This window comes from Streptomyces sp. AM 2-1-1, assembly GCF_029167645.1.
Lineage (GTDB): Bacteria > Actinomycetota > Actinomycetes > Streptomycetales > Streptomycetaceae > Streptomyces.
In genome coordinates, this window is the sequence record NZ_CP119147.1 from 3,901,581 (window position 1) to 3,921,164 (window position 19,584).

General features: G+C 72.5%; 21 protein-coding genes and 1 tRNA gene. 14 read left to right on the plus strand and 8 right to left on the minus strand.

Annotation, left to right across the window (positions count from 1 at the left end):
• Nucleotides 1–42: 42 nt before the first annotated feature.
• Complete coding sequence (locus PZB77_RS16950) at nt 43–168, plus strand: hypothetical protein (RefSeq protein ID WP_275493439.1); 126 nt, start codon at nt 43–45, stop codon at nt 166–168.
• A gap of 120 nt (nt 169–288) precedes the next feature.
• On the plus strand, nt 289–2,115 hold the full coding sequence (locus PZB77_RS16955; RefSeq protein ID WP_275493440.1) for a bifunctional metallophosphatase/5'-nucleotidase: 1,827 nt from the start codon (nt 289–291) through the stop codon (nt 2,113–2,115).
• A gap of 66 nt (nt 2,116–2,181) precedes the next feature.
• Here PZB77_RS16955 and PZB77_RS16960 read toward each other — a convergent pair whose 3' ends face one another.
• Nucleotides 2,182–3,543 (minus strand): CoA transferase, encoded by a 1,362-nt coding sequence (locus PZB77_RS16960; protein ID WP_275493441.1) that lies wholly within the window; start codon nt 3,541–3,543, stop codon nt 2,182–2,184.
• 228 nt (nt 3,544–3,771) lie between these two features.
• Here PZB77_RS16960 and PZB77_RS16965 point away from each other — a divergent pair.
• A tRNA-Val gene (locus PZB77_RS16965) sits at nt 3,772–3,845 on the plus strand.
• A 101-nt stretch (nt 3,846–3,946) separates the two neighbouring features.
• On the opposite strand, the gene PZB77_RS16970 is transcribed toward PZB77_RS16965, so the two are convergent.
• From PZB77_RS16970 to PZB77_RS16990, 5 genes are all read right to left on the minus strand, one after another.
• Entirely contained in the window at nt 3,947–5,362 is a 1,416-nt protein-coding gene (locus tag PZB77_RS16970; RefSeq protein ID WP_275493442.1) for a HAMP domain-containing sensor histidine kinase, read from the minus strand.
• Nucleotides 5,359–6,087 carry a response regulator transcription factor gene (locus tag PZB77_RS16975; RefSeq protein WP_275493443.1) on the minus strand — a complete coding sequence of 243 codons (729 nt, stop codon included), beginning with the start codon at nt 6,085–6,087 and terminating at the stop codon, nt 5,359–5,361. Before PZB77_RS16975 ends, PZB77_RS16970 begins: the two co-directional genes overlap by 4 nt.
• A gap of 118 nt (nt 6,088–6,205) precedes the next feature.
• A complete protein-coding gene (locus tag PZB77_RS16980) occupies nt 6,206–7,432 on the minus strand; it encodes a trypsin-like peptidase domain-containing protein (protein WP_275493444.1) in 1,227 nt (408 codons plus the stop codon).
• 131 nt (nt 7,433–7,563) lie between these two features.
• Nucleotides 7,564–8,607 carry a LacI family DNA-binding transcriptional regulator gene (locus tag PZB77_RS16985; RefSeq protein ID WP_275493445.1) on the minus strand — a complete coding sequence of 348 codons (1,044 nt, stop codon included), beginning with the start codon at nt 8,605–8,607 and terminating at the stop codon, nt 7,564–7,566.
• 24 nt (nt 8,608–8,631) lie between these two features.
• Nucleotides 8,632–9,432, minus strand: coding sequence for a response regulator transcription factor (locus PZB77_RS16990; RefSeq protein ID WP_275493446.1), 801 nt, complete (start codon nt 9,430–9,432; stop codon nt 8,632–8,634).
• Between the two features lie 308 nt (nt 9,433–9,740).
• Here PZB77_RS16990 and PZB77_RS16995 point away from each other — a divergent pair, with 308 nt between their 5' ends.
• From PZB77_RS16995 to PZB77_RS17025, 7 genes are all read left to right on the plus strand, one after another.
• Nucleotides 9,741–10,646, plus strand: coding sequence for an alpha/beta fold hydrolase (locus PZB77_RS16995; protein ID WP_275493447.1), 906 nt, complete (start codon nt 9,741–9,743; stop codon nt 10,644–10,646).
• A 110-nt stretch (nt 10,647–10,756) separates the two neighbouring features.
• On the plus strand, nt 10,757–11,011 hold the full coding sequence (locus PZB77_RS17000) for a MoaD/ThiS family protein (protein ID WP_275496093.1): 255 nt from the start codon (nt 10,757–10,759) through the stop codon (nt 11,009–11,011).
• Between the two features lie 10 nt (nt 11,012–11,021).
• On the plus strand, nt 11,022–12,695 hold the full coding sequence (locus PZB77_RS17005) for a hypothetical protein (RefSeq protein WP_275493448.1): 1,674 nt from the start codon (nt 11,022–11,024) through the stop codon (nt 12,693–12,695).
• Nucleotides 12,696–12,810: 115 nt separating this feature from the next.
• A complete protein-coding gene (locus PZB77_RS17010; protein ID WP_275493449.1) occupies nt 12,811–13,500 on the plus strand; it encodes a DUF2993 domain-containing protein in 690 nt (229 codons plus the stop codon).
• 539 nt (nt 13,501–14,039) lie between these two features.
• The gene (locus tag PZB77_RS17015) at nt 14,040–14,879 is read left to right on the plus strand and encodes a sulfurtransferase (RefSeq protein WP_275493450.1); all 840 of its coding nucleotides are present in this window, start codon (nt 14,040–14,042) and stop codon (nt 14,877–14,879) included.
• A gap of 52 nt (nt 14,880–14,931) precedes the next feature.
• Nucleotides 14,932–15,219 (plus strand): DUF1416 domain-containing protein, encoded by a 288-nt coding sequence (locus PZB77_RS17020; protein WP_030590573.1) that lies wholly within the window; start codon nt 14,932–14,934, stop codon nt 15,217–15,219.
• 274 nt (nt 15,220–15,493) lie between these two features.
• Nucleotides 15,494–15,766, plus strand: coding sequence for a DUF3099 domain-containing protein (locus tag PZB77_RS17025; protein WP_275493451.1), 273 nt, complete (start codon nt 15,494–15,496; stop codon nt 15,764–15,766).
• A 27-nt stretch (nt 15,767–15,793) separates the two neighbouring features.
• On the opposite strand, the gene PZB77_RS17030 is transcribed toward PZB77_RS17025, so the two are convergent.
• Nucleotides 15,794–16,156, minus strand: a complete 363-nt coding sequence (locus tag PZB77_RS17030; protein WP_275493452.1) for a DsrE family protein — start codon at nt 16,154–16,156, stop codon at nt 15,794–15,796.
• 208 nt (nt 16,157–16,364) lie between these two features.
• Here PZB77_RS17030 and PZB77_RS17035 point away from each other — a divergent pair, with 208 nt between their 5' ends.
• The 4 genes from PZB77_RS17035 (at nt 16,365) to PZB77_RS17050 (ending at nt 19,006) form a co-directional block, all read left to right on the plus strand.
• A complete protein-coding gene (locus PZB77_RS17035) occupies nt 16,365–16,664 on the plus strand; it encodes a hypothetical protein (protein WP_275493453.1) in 300 nt (99 codons plus the stop codon).
• A 274-nt stretch (nt 16,665–16,938) separates the two neighbouring features.
• Nucleotides 16,939–17,511 carry an FABP family protein gene (locus tag PZB77_RS17040; protein WP_275493454.1) on the plus strand — a complete coding sequence of 191 codons (573 nt, stop codon included), beginning with the start codon at nt 16,939–16,941 and terminating at the stop codon, nt 17,509–17,511.
• Between the two features lie 34 nt (nt 17,512–17,545).
• Nucleotides 17,546–17,989, plus strand: a complete 444-nt coding sequence (locus tag PZB77_RS17045; RefSeq protein WP_275493455.1) for a transcriptional repressor — start codon at nt 17,546–17,548, stop codon at nt 17,987–17,989.
• Nucleotides 17,990–18,040: 51 nt separating this feature from the next.
• The gene (locus PZB77_RS17050; protein WP_275493456.1) at nt 18,041–19,006 is read left to right on the plus strand and encodes a glycine cleavage T C-terminal barrel domain-containing protein; all 966 of its coding nucleotides are present in this window, start codon (nt 18,041–18,043) and stop codon (nt 19,004–19,006) included.
• Nucleotides 19,007–19,087: 81 nt separating this feature from the next.
• Here the strand turns inward: PZB77_RS17050 and dtd are convergent, their stop codons facing one another.
• Complete coding sequence (gene dtd / locus PZB77_RS17055) at nt 19,088–19,537, minus strand: D-aminoacyl-tRNA deacylase (protein ID WP_275493457.1); 450 nt, start codon at nt 19,535–19,537, stop codon at nt 19,088–19,090.
• Between the last annotated feature and the right edge of the window lie 47 nt (nt 19,538–19,584).

Genomic DNA, 19,584 nt, shown 5'->3' on the forward strand with positions numbered 1-19,584 from the left:
CCCGTGGCGGCCGACGGTGACGGGACGTAGGACTCGCGGCTGGTGACGGTCGACGGGGGCGCGACGAAGGCGCCGTTCTCCGTGGTGGAGCTGGGCGGCGGCGCGCTGATCGGGAGTGCGGCGCTCCGGGGCCTCGACACCCACCACCGGAAGGCAACCAGCTCGTAACCTCGAAACCCTGTCGCGCTACGCGCGTTGACCCTAGGCTGCGGCACACACGGCACACGCATGTCAACACCACGCATGTCACCACCACGCACCTCACGCTGGACACTCACAAGGGGACCGATGTCAGCGACTGTGAAGAAGAACCGCGCCGCCCGGCGGCTGATGGCCCTGGCGGCCGGTGTGGCCACGGTGAGCGCGCTCGCCGCGCTGCCGGCCGGCGCCCATGACCGCGGGAACGGCCACGGAAACGGCTCCGGCCACGGCCACGGTCAGCCGTCCCGCACGGTCGACGTGCAGCTGCTCTCCTTCAACGACCTGCACGGCAATCTGGAGCCGCCGACCGGCTCGTCCGGCACGGTCTCCGAGATCCAGCCCGACGGCACCGTGAAGTCGGTGACCGCGGGTGGCGTCGAGTACCTCGCCTCCTCGCTGCGCACCGCCCGCCAGGGGCACCCGTACTCCGTCACGGCGGCCGGCGGCGACATGGTGGGCGCGAGCCCGCTGCTCTCCGGCCTCTTCCACGACGAGCCCACGATCGAGGCGCTCAACGGACTGGACCTGGACGTCACGGCGGTCGGCAACCACGAGTTCGACGAGGGCATCGGCGAGCTGACCCGCCTCCAGAACGGCGGCTGCCACCCGGTCGACGGCTGCTACGAGAAGGGCACGAAGTTCCAGGGCGCGGACTTCCCCTACCTCGCGGCCAACGTCACCGGCGAGAAGACCGGCAAGCCGGTCCTCAAGCCGTACTACGTGTGGAAGAAGAACGGCGTCAAGATCGGCTTCATCGGGGTGACCCTGGAGGGTACGCCGAACATCGTCACCGCCAACGGCGTCAAGGGACTCCGGTTCCACGACGAGATCGAGACGGTCAACAAGTACGCCAAGGAGCTGGACCGCCAGGGCGTCAAGTCGATCGTCGCGCTGATCCACGAGGGCGGGGCCCCGGCCTCCGGCTCGTACAACTACGACTGCGACAGCGCGGGTGCCGGCGCCGGTGTCTCCGGCCCGATCGTGGACATCGCCAAGGGCATCAGCCCGAAGGTCGACGCCCTCGTCACCGGTCACACCCACACCGCGTACGTCTGCACCATCCCCGACCCGGCGGGCAAGCCGCGCATGGTCACCTCGGCCGCGTCCTTCGGCAAGCTCTACACGGACACGACCCTCACCTACGACCGCCGCACCGACGACATCGTGCGCACGTCGGTGAAGTCGGCGAACCACGTCGTCAGCCGCAACCAGGCCAAGGCCTCCGACATGACCGCGCTCATCGCCCGCTGGAACGCGCTGGCCGCGCCGATCGCGAGCCGTCCGCAGGGCTACATCAGCGCCGACATCAACGGCCGCGGCTCCACCGCCCTGGAGAAGCCGCTCGGCAACCTGATCGCCGACGCCCAGCGGGAGGGTCTGGCCGCCGCCGACCAGGGCGGCGCGCAGGTCGCCTTCATGAACCCGGGCGGCATCCGCGCCGACCTCGTCCACGCCAGCGCCTCCGGCGAGGGCGACGGGGTGGTGACGTACGGCGAGTCGTTCACCGTGCAGCCGTTCACCAACATGATGAACGTCGTCGACCTGTCCGGCGCCAACCTGATCGCCGCGCTCCAGCAGCAGGTCAGCGGCTTGAACGAGGCCAGCCCGAAGATCCTCCAGATCTCGCGGGGCCTCACCTACACGCTCGACCTGACGAAGGCGGGCGCCGCCCGCGTCTCCGCGAGCAGCATCAAGCTGAACGGCGAGGCGATCGACCCGGCGAAGACCTACCGCGTCGCGATGAACGAGTTCCTCGCGGGCGGCGGCGACGGCTTCCCGGCCCTCGCCCTCGGCACGAACAAGCTGGTCGGCCCCTCCGACCTGGACCTGTTCAACGCCTACCTCGCGGCCCACTCCACGGCGGCCGCCCCGCTGGCCCCGCCGGCCACGGACCGGATCACGATCGTGCAGTAGTCCGCACGGAACGCTCCGGGGGCGGTGGGCCGAGGCCGGCCCGCCGCCCCTTTGTCCGTGCCGTCTTCAGACCCAGCGGGCCGGGTCACTGCCCCAGGGGGTCGGGGCCTGCCTCCACCTCCCGGGGGCACCGGCGTACTGGACCGGGGGCAGGGCGTGGGAGAGCAGTCCGTAGGACGACGGGGTCTCGGTGAGCCAGGGGGCGGGGTCGTAGCCGTGGCCTTCGGCGGGGACGGCGTCGATGCCGTGCAGCAGCCAGGACGCGGTGCCCGCCAGGGAGAGGCGGAGGTGGCGCCCACCGCCGTCGGCGCGGCGGTCGCTCAGCGCGCGCAGGACGGCGGCGGCGAGCAGGTAGCCCGTCGCGTGGTCCAGTGCCTGCGCGGGCAGTGCGCCGGGGCTTCCGTCGACCGTCGCCTCGACGGCGGCGATGCCGGTACCGGCCTGGACCAGGCTGTCGAAGCCGCGCCGCTTCGACCACGGACCACTCCATCCCCAGGCGCAGAGCTGGGCGACGATCAGTCCGGGGCGCCGGGCGAGGAGTGCGTCGGGGCTCAGGCCGAGCCGGTCGAGCGAGCCGGGCCGGTAGCCGGTGACCACCACGTCCGCCTCCCGGAGAAGCTCCTCGAAGGCCTGCGCGTCGGCGGGAGCCGCGAGGTCCAGCAGCGTCGAGCGCTTGCCCGGCCCGGTGTCGGCGTGCGCGTCCCGGTCCTCCTGGAGCCAGGGGGCGTCCACCCGCAGCACATCGGCGCCGAGCAGGGCGAGCGTGCGGGTGGCGACGGGGCCGGAGATGGTGCGGGTGAGGTCCAGGACCCGTACGCCGTCGGCCGGAAGGGCGGCGGGTGCCAGGGGCCGTGAGCCGCCTTCGCCGACGCGCGCCGTCTCGATCAACGGCAGCCCCGCCGGTGCGGGTTCGGGGGCCACGGCCACCGCGAGGCCACCCGCGGCGTAGACGGTCTCCTGGACCTCCAGCGACGGGCGCACGGCCAGGTCCTTCGCGACCACGTCCACGAGAGCCCGGTCCTGACCGGAGCCCGTGATGCCGAGCGCGCGGATCAACCGGGCCCGGTGGTGCGGGTAGTTGGCGTGCGTACGGACCCAGCCGTCGGCCGTCCGCCAGAACCGGGACAACGGGGCGAAGGAGGTGGGCGTGCGGCCATTGACCCGCAGGTGGCGTTCGCTGACGAACGCGGTCGCCACCGCCGCCTCGTCCACCCGTACGGCCGGGACCGGTATGCCGTTGCGGAGCGCGAGGAGTTCCGCCGCCGCGAGCGAGGCGCTTCCCACACTGGCGCGGGCGAGTTCGCGTACCGGCAGCCGGGACGGCAGGACCGCTCCGGCTCCCAGGTAGGAGACCCCCGGCACCAGTTCGCTCCGGCCCCCCAGTGCAGCCCAGGCATGTGCGGTCGCGGCGTCCTCGGTGTGCGTCATCGGGCCATTATGCGAGAGGGGGCGCGCCCGGAGGGAGGAGATCCTGACCGCCGTGCTCCCGCCCGGGGAGCGCGGCGGCGCACGCCGCAGGTGGGGCCGCGGGCCGGGACCCGACGCCCGGGAGCGGCGACCGCTGACCGACCGCGGACCGGACACGCACCGAGCCCTTCCCCGCCCGGATACCCGGAGGCGGAGGGGTTCGGGGGGCCGTACGATTCCGGGTGGGACGGGGCTCGTAGCGCAGCGGTTGTCGCGCCTTCACCACATGTGGGAGGACGCCGGTTCGAATCCGGCCGGCTCCGTCCCGCCTGCGTCCGGGGCCGTCGTGACGGTGCGGACACCGAGAGAGTGCCGCCGTCCTCGTGCGGCCCGGCGGGCCTCTCCGCTGCGGCGGAGGAGGCGGTCAGCAGCCGATCCCGGGAGGGGGCTGGGGCGCCCCGGGGAGGCGGATGACGGCCTCCGTGCCGTCGCCGTCCGCTGCCGGACGGAGGGAGACCTCGCCGCCGGACTGCTGGATCGAGCGGGCCACGATGGACAGGCCGAGCCCGGAGCCGGGGAGTTGCCGGGCGGAGGGGGAGCGCCAGAAGCGTTCGAAGACGTGCGGGAGGTCCTCGGCGGGGATGCCGGGCCCGTGGTCGCGTACCGTCAACTCGCCCCGGTCGAGGGTGACGTCGATGGTGCCCCGGGCCGGGCTGAACTTCACCGCGTTGTCGAGGACGTTGACGATCGCCCGCTGGAGCGCGGCCGGTTCGCCGCGTACGTACCAGGGGGCCAGTTCGGCGGTGATGGTCAGCTCGGGGCCCCGGAGCCGGGCGCGTCGCAGAGCGGTACGGGTGATGTCGTGGAGGCCCACCACCTCCAGCGGTCCGGGCTGGGCGGCGTCCGGGCGGGCGAGTTCCTGGAGGTCGCCGATGAGGGCGGCCAGCTCCGTCATCTGGGCGGTGACGGAGGCCATCAGGGCCTTGCGGTCGTCCGGCGGAATGGCCCGGCCGGTCTCCTCGCTCCTGGCCAGCAGCTCGATGTTGGTCCGCAACGAGGTCAGCGGGGTGCGCAGTTCGTGGCCGGCGTCGGCGATCAGCTGCGACTGGCGGTCGCGGGAGGTGGCGAGCGAGGCGGTCATCGAGTTGAAGGAGCGGGACAGCCGGGCGATCTCGTCCTCGCCCTCCACCGGGATGCGGACGGTCAGGTCCTCGGTGCGGGCCACGTGCTCGACGGCCAGGGTCAGTTCGTCCACCGGGCGCAGGCCTGAGCGGGCGACCCACGTACCGGCCGCTCCCGCGCCGACGACGCCGAGCCCGGAGACGGCGAGCAGCAGCCAGGCGAGCGCGGAGAGCGGGTCCGTCACTTCGCTCATCGGGCGGCCGATGGTGGCCGCCGCGTCGGTGGGGGGCCGGGTCAGCAGGTGGTAGGTGTAGACCCGCATGCGGACGCCGTTCTCGGCGGTCTCGGTGTGCAGGGCATCCCGCTCCCGGCCCTCGGCCACCGCGATGTCGGCGTCGGTGACCGGGAGCTCGGCGGAGTCGTCCGCAGCGCAGACGGCGCCGCTCGCATCGATGAGCTGGACGAAGACGCCCCCGACGAAGGGCGGCATCTGCTGCTGGCCGCCACCGTTGCAGGAGGCGACCAGACCGGCCACGGAGTTGTCGCTCAGCCGGGAGCCGCGCAGCGACTCGTCCATGCGGTGTTCCAGCTGCTGCTTGGTGACGAACCAGCAGGCCACCGCGACCGCCGCGACCGCGACGGCCACCGCGAGGGCGACCAGCAGGGCGAGGCGGGACCGGAGCGGCAGGGAGCGGAGCCGGCGTACCAGGCGCCTCACCCCTCACCGCCGGAGCGCAGGGCGTACCCCACCCCGCGCACGGTGTGCACGAGGCGGGGTTCGCCACCGGCCTCGGTCTTCCGGCGCAGGTACATCACGTACACGTCCAGGGAGTTGGAGCTGGGCTCGAAGTCGAAGCCCCAGACGGCCTTGAGGATCTGTTCACGGGTGAGGACCTGACGCGGGTGCGCGAGGAACATCTCCAGCAGGGTGAACTCGGTGCGGGTCAGCTCGACGGGGCGGGTGCCCCGGGTGACCTCGCGGGTGGCGAGGTCCATGCGCAGGTCGGCGAAGGAGAGCACGTCGTCGTCGGCGATGTCCGTGTTCGCCGCCGACGCGTAGTGGCTGCGGCGCAGCAGGGCGCGGATGCGGGCGAAGAGCTCGTCGAGTTCGAAGGGCTTGACGAGGTAGTCGTCGGCGCCCGCGTCGAGACCGGTGACCCGGTCGCCCACGGTGTCGCGGGCGGTGAGCATCAGGATGGGCGTGGTGGTCCCGGTGGCCCGGATGCGGCGTGCGGCGGTGAGGCCGTCCATCCGGGGCATCTGGATGTCCAGCACGATGAGGTCGGGGTGGTACGCCTCGGCCTTGGTGAGGGCGTCGTATCCGTCGACCGCGACCTCGGTGGCGTACCCCTCGAACGCGAGGCTGCGCCGGAGCGCCTCGCGTACGGCGGGTTCGTCGTCGACGATCAGGATGCGCTGCGGATCGTCTTCGGCGGGGCTCATCGCTCGGCGTCCTCTTCTCGGTGCGGACCTCGGGGTCGGGGTGTCGTGCGGATGTTCTCAGCCTCGCACGCCGGGCGGGCGGACCGGGGGACACGGCGGCGACCGTCGGCGGAGGCGGTCAGGAACCGTCGCCCGCGCGCAGGGTGTCCAGGTCGGCCTTGACGGTGTCGACCGGGATCGCGAAGCCGAGGCCGACGCTGCCCGCACCGGAGCTGCCGGTGCTGCTCGACGAGGCGGGGGAGTACATCGCCGAGTTGATGCCGACGATCTCGCCGTCCATGTTGATCAGCGCGCCGCCGGAGTTGCCCGGGTTGAGGGAGGCGTCGGTCTGCAGGGCCTTGTAGGTGGTGGTGCTGGAGCCGGTGTCGCCGTTGAACTGCCGGCCGCCGAACTCGAACGGCCACTGCTGTCCGCCGCTGCCGCCCTGGTTCCCGCTGCCGTCTCCGCCGAAGCCGTCCGCGCCGCCGGAGCCGGTCGAACCGCTCTCCTCCTTGGCGACGGTGACGTCCCGGTCCAGGGCGGAGATGATGCCGCTGGTGACGGTGCCGGTCAGGCCCTCGGGCGAACCGATCGCCACGACCTGGTCGCCGACCGCGACGTCGCCGGAGTCGCCGAGGGTGGCCGTCCTGAGGCCGGTGGCGTTCTCCAGCTTGATGAGGGCGAGGTCCTTGTCCGCGTCGGTGCCGACCACCTTCGCGGTGTAGCTCTTGCCGGTGGAGAGGGTCACCTCGATCTGCGAGGCGCCGGTGATCACGTGGTTGTTGGTGACGATCTCGCCGTCCGAGGTGATGACGACGCCCGAGCCGGTGGAGTCACCCGCCGTGGAGGTGGCGCCGATCTCGACGATCGCGGGGGAGACGGCCGCCGCGACGCCGGCGACGGTCCCCGCGCTGCCGGTGGAGACGGTGGTGCCGCTGACGACGCTGCTCGCGCTGGTGGTGCCGGTGCCGCCGTCGGCGAGTTCGCCGACCAGGGTGGCGGTGCCGCCGCCGATCGCGGCCGCCGCGATGGCGACCGCCGCGAGCAGTGCGTAGGGACGCCTCGCCTTCCGCGCCGGCCTCGCCGGGAGGGGTGCGGGGGCCGGGTGACCGGCGTACCCGGGGAAGTCCGTGAACCCTGCGCCGCCGCCGTCCCCGCCGCCCGGCCACACCGTGGTCCGGGAGTCCAGGGCGACCGGTCGCACCGGCTCGTACGCCGGGGGAGGCGGGTACGCGCCGCTGCCGGAGGGGGCGGTGACGGGGGTCCCGGCGGGGCTTTCCGCGGGGTGCGACTCGGTGCCGTACGCGTCGTTGCCGTACGGGGGAAACGTCGGGTACTCGCCGCTCGGGCGGGGGTTCTCAGTCATGGGGAAAGCGTGTCCGGGGAAGATGAGAAGAGGCTGAGTCCCCGCTGAGAAGCCCGGCAGAACCCCGCGGAGCACGTTTTCGAGGCCCTTCCGGGGCTCTCGTCCGCCGGCGGCCGGGGGTGCCGGGAGTGCTACGGCGTGTGCGGTGAGGGTTCCCCGCAGCCGCAGGAGCGGCGGACCACCAGGGCGGACGGGAACTGCTTCAGGCGTTCCCGGCGGGAGCCGGAGACCCGCAGCGAGTCGTCCAGCACCAGGTCCACCGCCGCCCGCGCCATCGCCGGGCGGTCCGAGAAGACCGTGGTCAGCGGCGGGTCGGTGAGCCCGGCTTCCTTCACGTCGTCGAAGCCCGCGACCGCCAGCTCACCGGGCACGTCGATGCGCAGCTCGCGCGCCGCCCGCAGCACCCCGATGGCCTGGTCGTCGGTGGTGCAGAAGATGGCGGGCGGCCGGTCGGGGCCGGCGAGGAGTCCCAGGGCCACCTGGTAGGCGTCGTAACGGTTGTACGGGGCCTGGAAGAGGCGGCCCTCGGTGGAGCGGCCGGACTCGTGCATCGCCCGGCGCCACCCCTCGACGTGGTCGGCGACCGGGTCGCCGACGGACGGGGTCGACTCCATGCCGCCGAGGCAGGCGACGTAGGCGTAGCCGTGTTCCAGCAGGTGGCGGGTGGCGAGTTGGGCGCCGCCGACGTCGTCGGTGACCACCGCGACGTCGTCGATCGCCTCGGGCCGCTCGTGGAGCAGCACGACCCGGGCGTCCCACGCCTCGATCTCGGCGGCGGCCCGCTCGCTGGGGCCCTGGCTGACCAGGATCAGACCGGAGACCCGCATGCCGAGGAACGCCCGGAGGTAGTGGACCTCGCGCTCGTCGCGGTAGTCGGAGTTGCCGACGAGGACCATCTTCCCGCGCTCGGCGGCGGCCTGTTCGACGGCGTGCGCCATCTCCGCGAAGAACGCCTGCCGGGCGTCCGGCACGATCATCCCTATGAGGTCGGTCCGCCTCGACGCCATCGCCTGGGCAACCCGGTCGGGCCGGTAGCCCAGCTCCTTGATGGCGGCGAGTACCCGCTCGCGCGTGGCCGGGGCGACCGGCCTGGGTCCGTTGTTGATGACGTAGCTGACGACAGCGGTCGACGTACCCGCCAGTCGTGCCACATCGTCCCGCGTCACCTTGGCCACGCGCGGCAGTCTACGCGGATGGAACTACCTCTTGACCGGCTCGACCACGGCTTCTTCGGTGACCTCCGCCGCAGCGGCCGGCTCCGCGGGGGCGGACTCCCGGGCCGCCGCGTCCGCGGCCGCCTTCTTCCGGTTCTCGCCGGACCGGTCGGCCTTCTCCGGGGCGACGAAGCGGTAGCCGACGTTGCGGACCGTCCCGATGAGCGCCTCGTGCTCCGGGCCGAGCTTGGCGCGCAGTCGCCGTACGTGCACGTCGACCGTGCGCGTACCGCCGAAGTAGTCGTACCCCCAGACCTCCTGCAGCAGCTGGGCGCGGGTGAAGACCCGGCCAGGGTGCTGCGCGAGGTACTTGAGCAGTTCGAACTCCTTGAAGGTCAGGTCGAGGACCCGGCCCTTCAGCTTCGCGCTGTAGGTCGCCTCGTCCACGGAGAGGTCACCGTTGCGGATCTCCATGGGGGAGTCGTCGGCGGTGATCTGCTGGCGGCCGGTGGCGAGCCGGAGCCGGGCCTCGACCTCGGCCGGTCCCGCCGTGTCCAGCAGGACGTCGTCGATGCCCCAGTCGGCGGTGACGGCCGCGAGGCCGCCCTCGGTGACGACCAGGATCAGCGGACAGCCGGGCCCGGTGGAGCGGAGCAACTGGCAGAGGGAGCGGACCTGCGGGAGGTCGCGCCGCCCGTCGACCAGGATGACGTCGGCACCGGGGGTGTCGACGAGAGCGGGTCCTTCGGCGGGGGCCACCCGCACGCTGTGGAGCAGAAGACCGAGGGCGGGGAGCACCTCCGTCGACGGTTGAAGGGCATTCGTCAGGAGCAGCAGTGAGCTCATCGCCGCTCACCTGCCTCGGTCGTCGGTCGATCGTGGTGCACGTTTCGCTCGCCCATTACGTCGGTCCTCCTCGTTCCCTGCGAGAGGGGCACTCCCGGGTCGGACCCGGGGGAGATGCGGCATCACTTCGTACGGTTGCGCTCCTGTACGACGGGGCCCTGCGGCATTCGTCATACAGGTTTTACGGGTGCGGCCCCGCGCCCTGGGGTCGCTGAGCTTGTTGAAACGTCTCCGTAACAACGCGCGGAAAGCACAAAAGGATCCGGGGGCTGCTCTGCCCGGATCCTCTTCGCAGCAGAATAGCCCACATGAGTTCACTCTCCGAGGGTCGATTCGTGAGTTCTTCTGTTCCCTTGATCACGCGAACCCCGCACCGGGCCACATTGCTCACCGATGACGGGGTGCCGGTGGAGGCGGTGTACGAACCGTGTACGGCCGGTGCCGGGTCCGGCGGGGACGGGGTCGGGGAGCAGACCGCGATCGTGGTCGCCCACGGTTTCACCGGGGCTCTCGACCGGCCGGCGGTGCGGCGCGCCGCAGGGGTGTTCTCGCAGCGTGCGGCGGTGGTGACCTTCTCCTTTCGGGGGCACGGAAAGTCCGGCGGAAAGTCCACCGTGGGGGATCGCGAGGTCCTGGATCTGGCCGCCGCGGTGGCCTGGGCGCGGTCCCTGGGACACCGCAGAATCGTTACGGTCGGGTTCTCCATGGGCGGCTCCGTGGTCCTGCGGCAGGCCGCTCTGTATACGAAAGAATCCGTAGCGAATGAGGGGGCCGTTCGGGGGGTGGTGAAATCCGCCGGCCGGGTCGGCGGGCCCGGCGCGGGGCCCGCCCACGTCGACGGGGTGATCTCGGTCAGCTCCCCGGCCCGCTGGTACTACCGGGGCACCGCGTCGATGCGCCGGCTGCACTGGGTGGTCACCCGTCCCACCGGCCGGCTGGTGGGACGGTACGGACTGGGTACCCGCATCCACGACGAGGACTGGGACCCGGTGCCCCTCTCCCCGGTGGAGGCGGTCCCGCTGATCGCCCCCGCCCCGCTGCTGGTGGTGCACGGCGATCGCGACCCGTACTTCCCGCTGGACCACCCCCGGATGCTGGCGGACGCGGCCGGGGGTGCGGCCGAACTGTGGCTGGAGCGGGGCATGGGACACGCCGAGAACGCGGCCGACGAGGCGCTGCTCGGGCGGATGGCCGCCTGGGCGGTCGGCGGGTGACCCATCATGGACAGCGCGCCGGGACGACCGGCGCGGGCGAGCGGGCTCGTGCGTGCGACACGCACGAGCGTGTGACGGAACGACGGACGGACGACGAGAGGGGTGCCGCCATGGCGGCGGGCACGATCCGCTACTGGGCCGCGGCCAAGGCCGCCGCGGGGACGGCCGAGGAGCCGTACGCGGCGACGACACTGGCGCAGGCGCTGGACGCCGCACGCCGACGGCACCCCGGAGAGCTGGTGCGGGTCCTCATGAGGTGCTCGTTCCTGGTCGACGGCGATCCGGTCGGCAAGCGGAACCATGAGACGGTACGCCTTGCCGAGGGCGGCACGGTCGAGGTGCTCCCGCCGTTCGCAGGAGGGTGAACCGGAGACGATGAGCAACGCACAGAACAGGGACCCGGGCGGCCCCCGGCCGCAGGGCCGGGAGCCGTACGCGTACCGCGACGGCGACCCGTACCCCGAGCACGCGTACCCGGACCGGCCGTACCCGAACGACCCGGCCGGAGCCCCGGCGCAGGGGCGGCAGCAGGGCTACGGGGACGGCCACCACGCCCCGTACACGGCTGGTCAGCAGGCCCCGGGACAGGCCCCGGGGTACGACGACCAGAGCGCCACGCAGACCTGGCAGGGGCAGACCTGGGACACCCGGTACCAGCCCGTGGTCCAGCCGCCCGCGCAGGGCCGGCAGCCGGTTCAGGACCAGCAGCAGCCGCAGTACGGGCAGCCGCAGCAGTACGCGCCGCAGCAGGCGCAGGCGTACGGACAGCAGCAGCCCCAGGGATACGGCCAGCCGCAGCAGCAGTCCCAGGGGTACGGACAGCCGCAGCAGCCCCAGGGGTACGGGCGGCCCCCGCAGGCGGCCCAGCCACACGCGCAGTACCCGCCCAGCGGCTACGAGCGGCCGCAGCAGCCCGCGCAGGCGTACGGCGAGCCGCGACAGCCCGCGCAGGCGTACGGCGAGCCGCAGCAGGCGTACGGGCAGCCGCAGCAGCCGCAGCAGGTGTACCACCAGCCGCTCCAGCCCCAGCAGGCGTACGGGCAGCCGCACCAGGCGTACGCCCCGCAGCAGGGGCCGCAGCAGGTCGTGCCCGACGCGGCGGAGACCGCCTTCCTGCCGCCGGTCGGTGGGGCGCCGGGGCACTCGGGGTCGTACCCGCTGCCGCCCGAGGTGCCGGTGGCGCCCGCGCCCGCTCCGGAGCGGCCCGCCGCGTCCGTACCGGTGGGGCCGGGGGGCGTACCCGGCGCGCCGCAGTCCGGCGCGGACGGGTACGGCGTGCCCACCACGCTCGGCAACACCCGGATCACCGACGCCCAGCGCGCCCGCGCCGAGGGCCGGTCGCCGATCATCGCGCCGGGCATGCGGCCCGCCGCCCTGACCGCCGTGCTCGGCCTGCTGCTCGCGGCCGGGGCCGCGCTCGGTCCGTACGCGCTGGCCGTGCCGCTGGTACTGCTGCAGGCGGTCACCGCGGCCGGATGGTTCCGGCTCAACGGCATGTGGCCGGCCCGGCAGGGCATCGCGCTCGCCTTCCTCGGCGGGTTCGTCGCGGACGTCGCGCTGCTCGCCGCCGGTCGGGAGCACGGACCGGCCGCTCTCCTCGGGACGCTCGGCGTCTGGGTCCTGCTCACCCTCGTGCTCCAGCTGCGGAGCCACGCGGGGGCCGACGAGCGGATGTACGGGTTGATGGCCACCGTCGTCTCGGCGGCCCTGGCCGTCCTGGCCGGCGGGCACCTCGCGGCCGATCCGGACGCGGTGGTCGTGGGCGGGATCGCGGTCGCCGTGGCCGTACTGGTCCGCGCGTTGCCGCTGCCCGGTCCCGTCTCCGTGGTCGCGGCCGCGGCGGCGGGCGCGGTGGGGGGCGGCCTCGCCGGTCCGGGCGGGGTGGGCGCGGCCCTGCTCGGCCTCGCGGCGGGTGGCTGTGCGCTCGTGGGCCTGCGGGCGGCCAGCTACGACTACCCGTCCCGGTTCGTCCACATGACGGCCGGGGTGGCCCTGCCGTTGACCGCCGCGGCACCCGCCGTCTATCTGGTCGGCCGGATGATCGGCTGACCGTTCCGGGAACCGACCGGGTGTCCCGCTTCGTCGCCCACTCCGGGCCTTCCGTAGCCGTCCACGGCTCTCGGGGGGCCCGGATTCCGTCGGTGGGAGTGAGAGAGGAACGGGCATGCGCGCACTGCGAATACTGCTGATCGTCGTGGTGGTGCTGGGGGGCCTGTTCGTGGCCGTCGACCGCGCCGCCGTCCACTTCGGCGAGAAGGAGGCGGCGGACCGCGTCAAGATCAGTGGCGCGACGGCCGCCTCGACCGACGTGTCGATCCACGGCTTCCCCTTCCTCACCCAGATCGCGGGCCGGGAGCTCGACCGCGTCGACGTCACGCTGAAGGGCATCCGGGCCGGCAGCGGCGACCGCACCATCCGGATCAGCGAACTGCGGGCCGAACTCGACCGGGTGGTCATCGGCGAGGGGTACTCCAGCGCCCGGGCCGGTCTCGTCACGGGCACCGCGCTGGTCAGCTACGCGGACCTGACGGCCGCCGCCGACGACGGCGTCACCGTGCAGTACGCCGACAACGGCAAGGTCAAGGTCACGGGCACCGTCCAGGTCCTCGGCAACGACCTCACCCGCAGCGTCATCTCCTCGGTCACCCTCGTCGACGGCCGCACCGTCCGCGTCCGCGCGGACGCGGTGCCCGGTGAGGGCATCCCCGGCCTGGAAGGGCTGGTGCGGACCCGTACGGACTTCGAGCGCAGTGTCGGCGGGCTGCCGGACGGCGTGGTGCTGAGGAAGATCGAGGCGCGGCCGGAGGGCCTGGAGATCTCCGTGCAGGCCAGTGACCTCGCCCTCACCGGCTGATCCCACGAGCGGGACGCACGGGGCCGGGGCGTGCGGGGCCGGGACGCCCGGGGCTGTGGTGCCCGGTCGGGACCCCGGCCGGGTCCCGACCGGACCCCGGCGGATCCCCGCAGCGGGATGGGACCGGATGGTGAGACCGGGTGTCCGTCCCGCAGATGGACCACCGGTCCTGGTCTGTTCCCGGGCCGGGTGGGGGCCGTCGGCCGCTCTCGTCGTCTCGCATCGCGGACGATACCGTCTCATCATCCGACATGCCGGTGACATCCCCGCCTCCTGCTCCCTACGATCGGACCCATGGAACGACAGGCGGACCTCACGAAGCGGCGGGCAGTAGACCTGTGCCGCGTCGCCGCCATGCTCTGTCGTACCGCCTGAGCAGGACGTTCCGTTCCCGTCCCGCTTCCGTCCGGCCCCTCGACCGTTGAACCGTCGGGGCCGGCCCGTGCCCCCGGTACACGCCCCACGCCCGGCGTCCGCGTGTACCCGCGGCACCACTCGCTCCGCACATCACCGCCGCAGACTGCCCCGGAGGAGAACACATGAGCCGCAGTGACGTACTGGTCGACGCCGACTGGGTCGAGGCCCACATCGACGACCCGCAGGTCGCCATCGTCGAGGTCGACGAGGACACCTCGGCCTACGAGAAGAACCACATCAGGAACGCCATCCGGATCGACTGGACGAAGGACCTGCAGGACCCGGTCCGCCGTGACTTCGTCGACCAGGCCGGCTTCGAGAAGCTCCTGTCGGAGAAGGGCATCGCCAACGACACGCTGGTGATCCTCTACGGCGGCAACAACAACTGGTTCGCGTCCTACGCGTACTGGTACTTCAAGCTCTACGGCCACGAGAACGTCAAGCTCCTCGACGGTGGCCGCAAGAAGTGGGAGCTCGACTCCCGCGACCTGACCGACGCCGTCCCGGCGCGTCCGGCCACGGAGTACAAGGCCAAGGCCCAGGACGAGTCGATCCGCGCCTACCGCGACGACGTCGTGGCGGCCATCGGCACGCTGAACCTGGTCGACGTGCGCTCGCCCGACGAGTTCAGCGGCAAGCTGCTCGCCCCGGCACACCTCCCGCAGGAGCAGTCGCAGCGCCCCGGCCACGTGCCCGGCGCCCGCAACATCCCGTGGTCGAAGAACGCCAACGACGACGGCACCTTCAAGTCGGACGACGAGCTCAAGGCCCTCTACGAGGGTGAGCGGGTCGACCTGTCGAAGGACACCATCGCGTACTGCCGCATCGGCGAGCGCTCCGCGCTGACCTGGTTCGTCCTGCACGAGCTGCTCGGCCAGGAGAACGTCAAGAACTACGACGGTTCGTGGACCGAGTACGGCTCCCTCGTCGGCGTGCCGATCGAGCTCGGCGCCAACAAGTAACCGCCGCGACCCCGCCATTCGCAGGACTCCCGACCCAGAAGGACTGAACACCATGTGTGGAGCACAGGCCGGCGGCCCCGACGCCTCGACCATCAAGCCCGGCGAGACGACGATCCAGGGCAGCGTGACCCGCGACGGCGAGCCCGTCACCGGCTACGTCCGTCTGCTGGACTCGACCGGTGAGTTCACCGCCGAGGTCCCGACCTCGGCGACCGGACAGTTCCGTTTCTACGCGGCCGAGGGGACCTGGACGGTCCGCGCGCTGGTTCCGGGCGGCAGCGCCGACCGCACCGTCGTCGCGCAGACCGGTGGCCTCTCCGAGGTGGCCATCGCCGTCTGAACGACATGAGCCGCCGATCGGTGCGGCGCCGGCGCGAACCGGTGCCGTACCGACGAGGCAGGGCCGGAGGGCCGTACCCCAGGGGGTTGGACGCCACCTGTGACTGAAGGGGTGCGGCCCTCCGTGCTGCCCGGCTCCGTGCCGCGCGGGCTCCGGTGCCGCCCGGACTCCGGTGCCGCCCGGGCTTCCGCTCGGCCCGGACCTCCCTGGTCCCGTACCGCCCGGGCGGCGGTCCGGGCGGCCGGAACGGGCCCTTCCGGCCTACCCTGGGGTCATGTACGCCCGGCGCCGGCGCGGCTACTTCTGGCTGATGGGCGGATGCGTCGTCCTCTTCGTGTCCGCCTGGGCCGTCGTGCGCCTGTGGTCGATGCCGGTCGCCGTCGGGATGTGCGTGGTCGCCATGGTCATCCCGCCGGTCGCGGCGATGGTCGCCAACCGGCGCGGCCCCGAGGACCGTTGGTGGGACGAGTACCCGTCCGGCGACCCGGAGTCCGACGCGTGGTGGGACGAGCTGGACGCCAGGAAGCGGCGCCGGCACGACCGTTGACCGTCCGGGGAGGCGGGTGGCGGTGCGTCAGTAGACGAGCGCCTGGGCGCCGTCGGCCATGGCCTCCTGGACGAACACCTGCGCCCCCGCGATCCGTACGCCCTCCAGGACGTCCCGCTCCGTGATGTCCCGCCGTGCCGCGCACTGGGTGCAGAGGGTGATCCGGCCGCCCGCCATGATCGACTCGATGAGGTCGGGCAGCGGTGCGGCGTGCGGGAGCTCGAAGTCGGCGGCGCGGCCGGGCAGGGCGAACCAGGCGGATTCGCCGGTCAGCCAGAGCGAGACCTCCACCCCGCTGGCGACGGCGACGGCCGCCACCGTGAAGGCCTGCGAGCACCGCTCGGCGGAGTCTGCCCCTGCGGTCACCTTGATCACGAGCTTCTTCGGCATATGCCGAACTGTAACCGTCCGCCGTGCGACTCCTCCGGTGCTCCGGGGGTCAGTTGGGTGCGCTGGTGAGGGAACCCGCGCCTCAGGTCTCTTATGGGGGGCCCTTTGGAACCGAAAGACACCGATTCCGGCGATACCGTCCAGCCGTCGGTGGTGCCGCCCGCCGGACGGCACCTCGTCCCGGATCTGCCTGCTCCAGTTCAACTCGGTGGCCCTCGCCACCGACACCGCCGACGAGCTGTCCCCGGTCGGCTTCGCGCCGGTGCTGCCCGCCGGCGTCACCGAGCTGGAGCTCGACGAGTCCTGGCCGGACACCACGTTCCCGGAGACCGTCCTGCCCACCGTCTTCACCGAGACGGAGCCGTACGGGAAGGAGCACGTCCGCATCGCGTACGTCACCGCCGGGGACGTCCTCGCGCTCGTCGTGCACTCCCGCGGCGGCGGTGAGGAGGCGGCAAGGGTGCCGTTCCAGCAGACGCTGAACCTCCAGGACCAGCTGCTGGGCTGAGAGCCCGTGCGGTGCCGCACGGCACCGCACGGACCTGAACGAGAGAGCCGGGCCCTCACCGACTAGGCTGGGGCCCGGCCCTGTATGGGCGCCATGGCCGTCATTCGCTCGTTACGAGGAGCTCCCGTGCTTGAGGCATTCTTCTCCACCCTGCTGGTCCTGGTCTGCGTCGGCGTCCTCGCCTTCGCCGCGGTGACCGTGAAGAAGCTCTACCAGGGCCAGCGCTGACCCTCGTCCCCCTCCGCCCCTCCCTCACAGATCGTCTGAGCCGCTCATGATCTCGATTCCGTCCGACCTTCACCGGGACCTCGTTCCGCTGGCATTCCTGCTGGGCAACTGGGCCGGCGCGGGCGTCGCCGACTTCCCCGGCGAGGAGAAGTGCAACTTCGGCCAGGAAGTCACCTTCAGCCACGACGGCCGCGACTTCCTCGAATACGTGTCGCACTCCTGGGTGCTCGACGCCGAGGGCAACAAGGTCCGGCCGCTGGAGTCCGAGTCCGGCTACTGGCGCATCGACGCGGACCGCAAGGTCGAGATCGTCATGGTCCGCGACCAGGGCGTGGTCGAGGTCTGGTACGGCGATCTGGCCGCGCAGAAGCCGCAGATCGACGTCGTCACCGACGCCGTCGCCCGCACCGCCGCCTCCGGCCCGTACAGCGGTGGCAAGCGCCTCTACGGTTACGTGAACAGCGACCTCATGTGGGTCGGCGAGAAGGCCACCCCCGACGTCGAGCTGCGCCCCTACATGTCGGCGCACCTCAAGAAGGTCGTCACGGCGGAAGAGGTCCAGGAGATGGCGAAGAGCCTCGGCGACCTCCCCGACGACGGCATCGCCTTCTTCAAGTAGGGGACGCCGCGCGCGGGCGCCGTACACTGGCCCCGTGGTGAGCACCGACTGGAAGACCGACCTCCGGCAGCGCGGTTACCGGCTCACGCCGCAGCGACAGCTCGTGCTGGAGGCGGTCGACGCACTGGAGCACGCGACGCCCGACGAGATCCTCGGCGAGGTGCGCCGGACCGCGTCCGGGGTCAACATCTCCACGGTGTACCGGACCCTGGAACTCCTGGAGGAGCTCGGGCTGGTCAGCCACGCCCACCTCGGCCACGGCGCCCCGACCTACCACCTGGCCGACCGCCACCACCACATCCATCTGGTCTGCCGCGACTGCTCGGACGTCATAGAGGCGGACACCGAGGTGGCGGCCGGTTTCACCGCCAAGCTGCGGGAGACGTTCGGCTTCGAGACGGACCTCAAGCACTTCGCGATCTTCGGCCGGTGCCGCCGCTGCACGGCCGTGGCGGAGCGCGAGGACGCCGGCGCGTAGGCCGGGGCTCCCGGCCCCACGTCCCCGGGGCGTGCGCCGTACGCTGGTCGCATGAAGAGCCCGCTGCTGTCCCTGCCCGGCGCCGTCCCCGCCGAAGGCCGCGACGAAGGTGTCGCCGCGCACTACGGTGACCTGTTCCGCGAGCAACGCGCCCTCGCCGACGGTGCCGGGTTCGCCGACCTGTCGCACCGCGGGGTCGTCACCGTGACCGGCGACGACCGGCTGAGCTGGCTGCACCTGCTGCTCACCCAGCACGTCACCGATCTCGCGCCGAACCGGGCCACCGAGGCGCTGATCCTCTCCGCCAACGGCCACATCGAGCACGCCCTGTACCTCGTCGACGACGGCACCACGGTGTGGATGCACGTCGAACCGGGGACCCGGGCGGACCTGGTGGCGTACCTGGAGTCGATGAAGTTCTTCTACCGGGTGGAGGTCGCCGACCGCACCGAGGAGTTCGCCGTCGTGCACCTGCCGGCCGGTTCCATCGCCGAGGTGCCCGAGGGCGTGGCCGTGCGCGAGGAGCCGCACGGCCGGGACGTGTTCCTGCCGCGCGCCGACCTGGAGGCGTACACCGCCGGGCTGGGTCCGGCGGCGGGCATCCTCGCGTACGAGGCACTGCGCGTGGAGGCGCACCGCCCGCGCCTCGGCTTCGAGACCGACCACCGGACCATCCCGCACGAGCTGGGGTGGATCGGCACCGCCGTCCATCTGCAGAAGGGCTGCTACCGGGGGCAGGAGACCGTCGCGCGCGTCCACAACCTGGGGAAGCCGCCGCGCCGGCTGGTCTTCCTCCACCTCGACGGCAGCGAGGTGCACCTGCCCGGTCACGGGACGCCGGTCCGGCTGGCCTCGGACGGGGCGGAGGGCCGTCAGCTCGGATTCATCACCACGTCGGCCCGCCACCACGAACTCGGCCCGATCGCCCTCGCGCTGGTCAAGCGGAACGTCGCGGTCGACGCGGAGCTGCTCGCCGGGGACACGGCCGCCGCGCAGGAGACGATCGTCGAGCCGTAGTCCCGGGACGGCCCGGGGACAGCCCCGGGGGACGGCCCCGGGACAGCCCGGGGGCGGCCCCTGCCGCGGGGGCGCGGGTTCTCAGATCTCGATGAGCACGGTGAACGGGCCGTGGTTGGTGAGCGTGACGCGCATGTCCGCTCCGAACCGGCCCGTCTCCACCCGTGCCCCGAGCGCGCGCAACTGCGCCACGACCTCGTCGACCAGCGGTTCGGCGACCTCACCGGGGGCGGCGGCGTTCCAGGTGGGCCGGCGCCCCTTCCGGGCGTCCCCGTAGAGGGTGAACTGCGAAATGACCAGAAGCGGTGCGTTCACGTCGGAAGCGGACTTCTCGCCTTCGAGGATGCGCACCGACCAGAGCTTCCGGGCGAGCTGTGCCGCCTTCTCCGGGGTGTCCCCGTGCGTGACTCCGACCAGCACGCACAGGCCCTCGCCCATGATCTCGCCGACGATTCCGGTCTCCGGGGCAGCTTCGGTGCCCTCGGACACGGAGACGCTCGCGCCGTCCACTCTCTGTACCACTGCACGCATACAGACCAACCTATCTTGGGCTGAACGGGTACAGAAGCCCTGCGTCG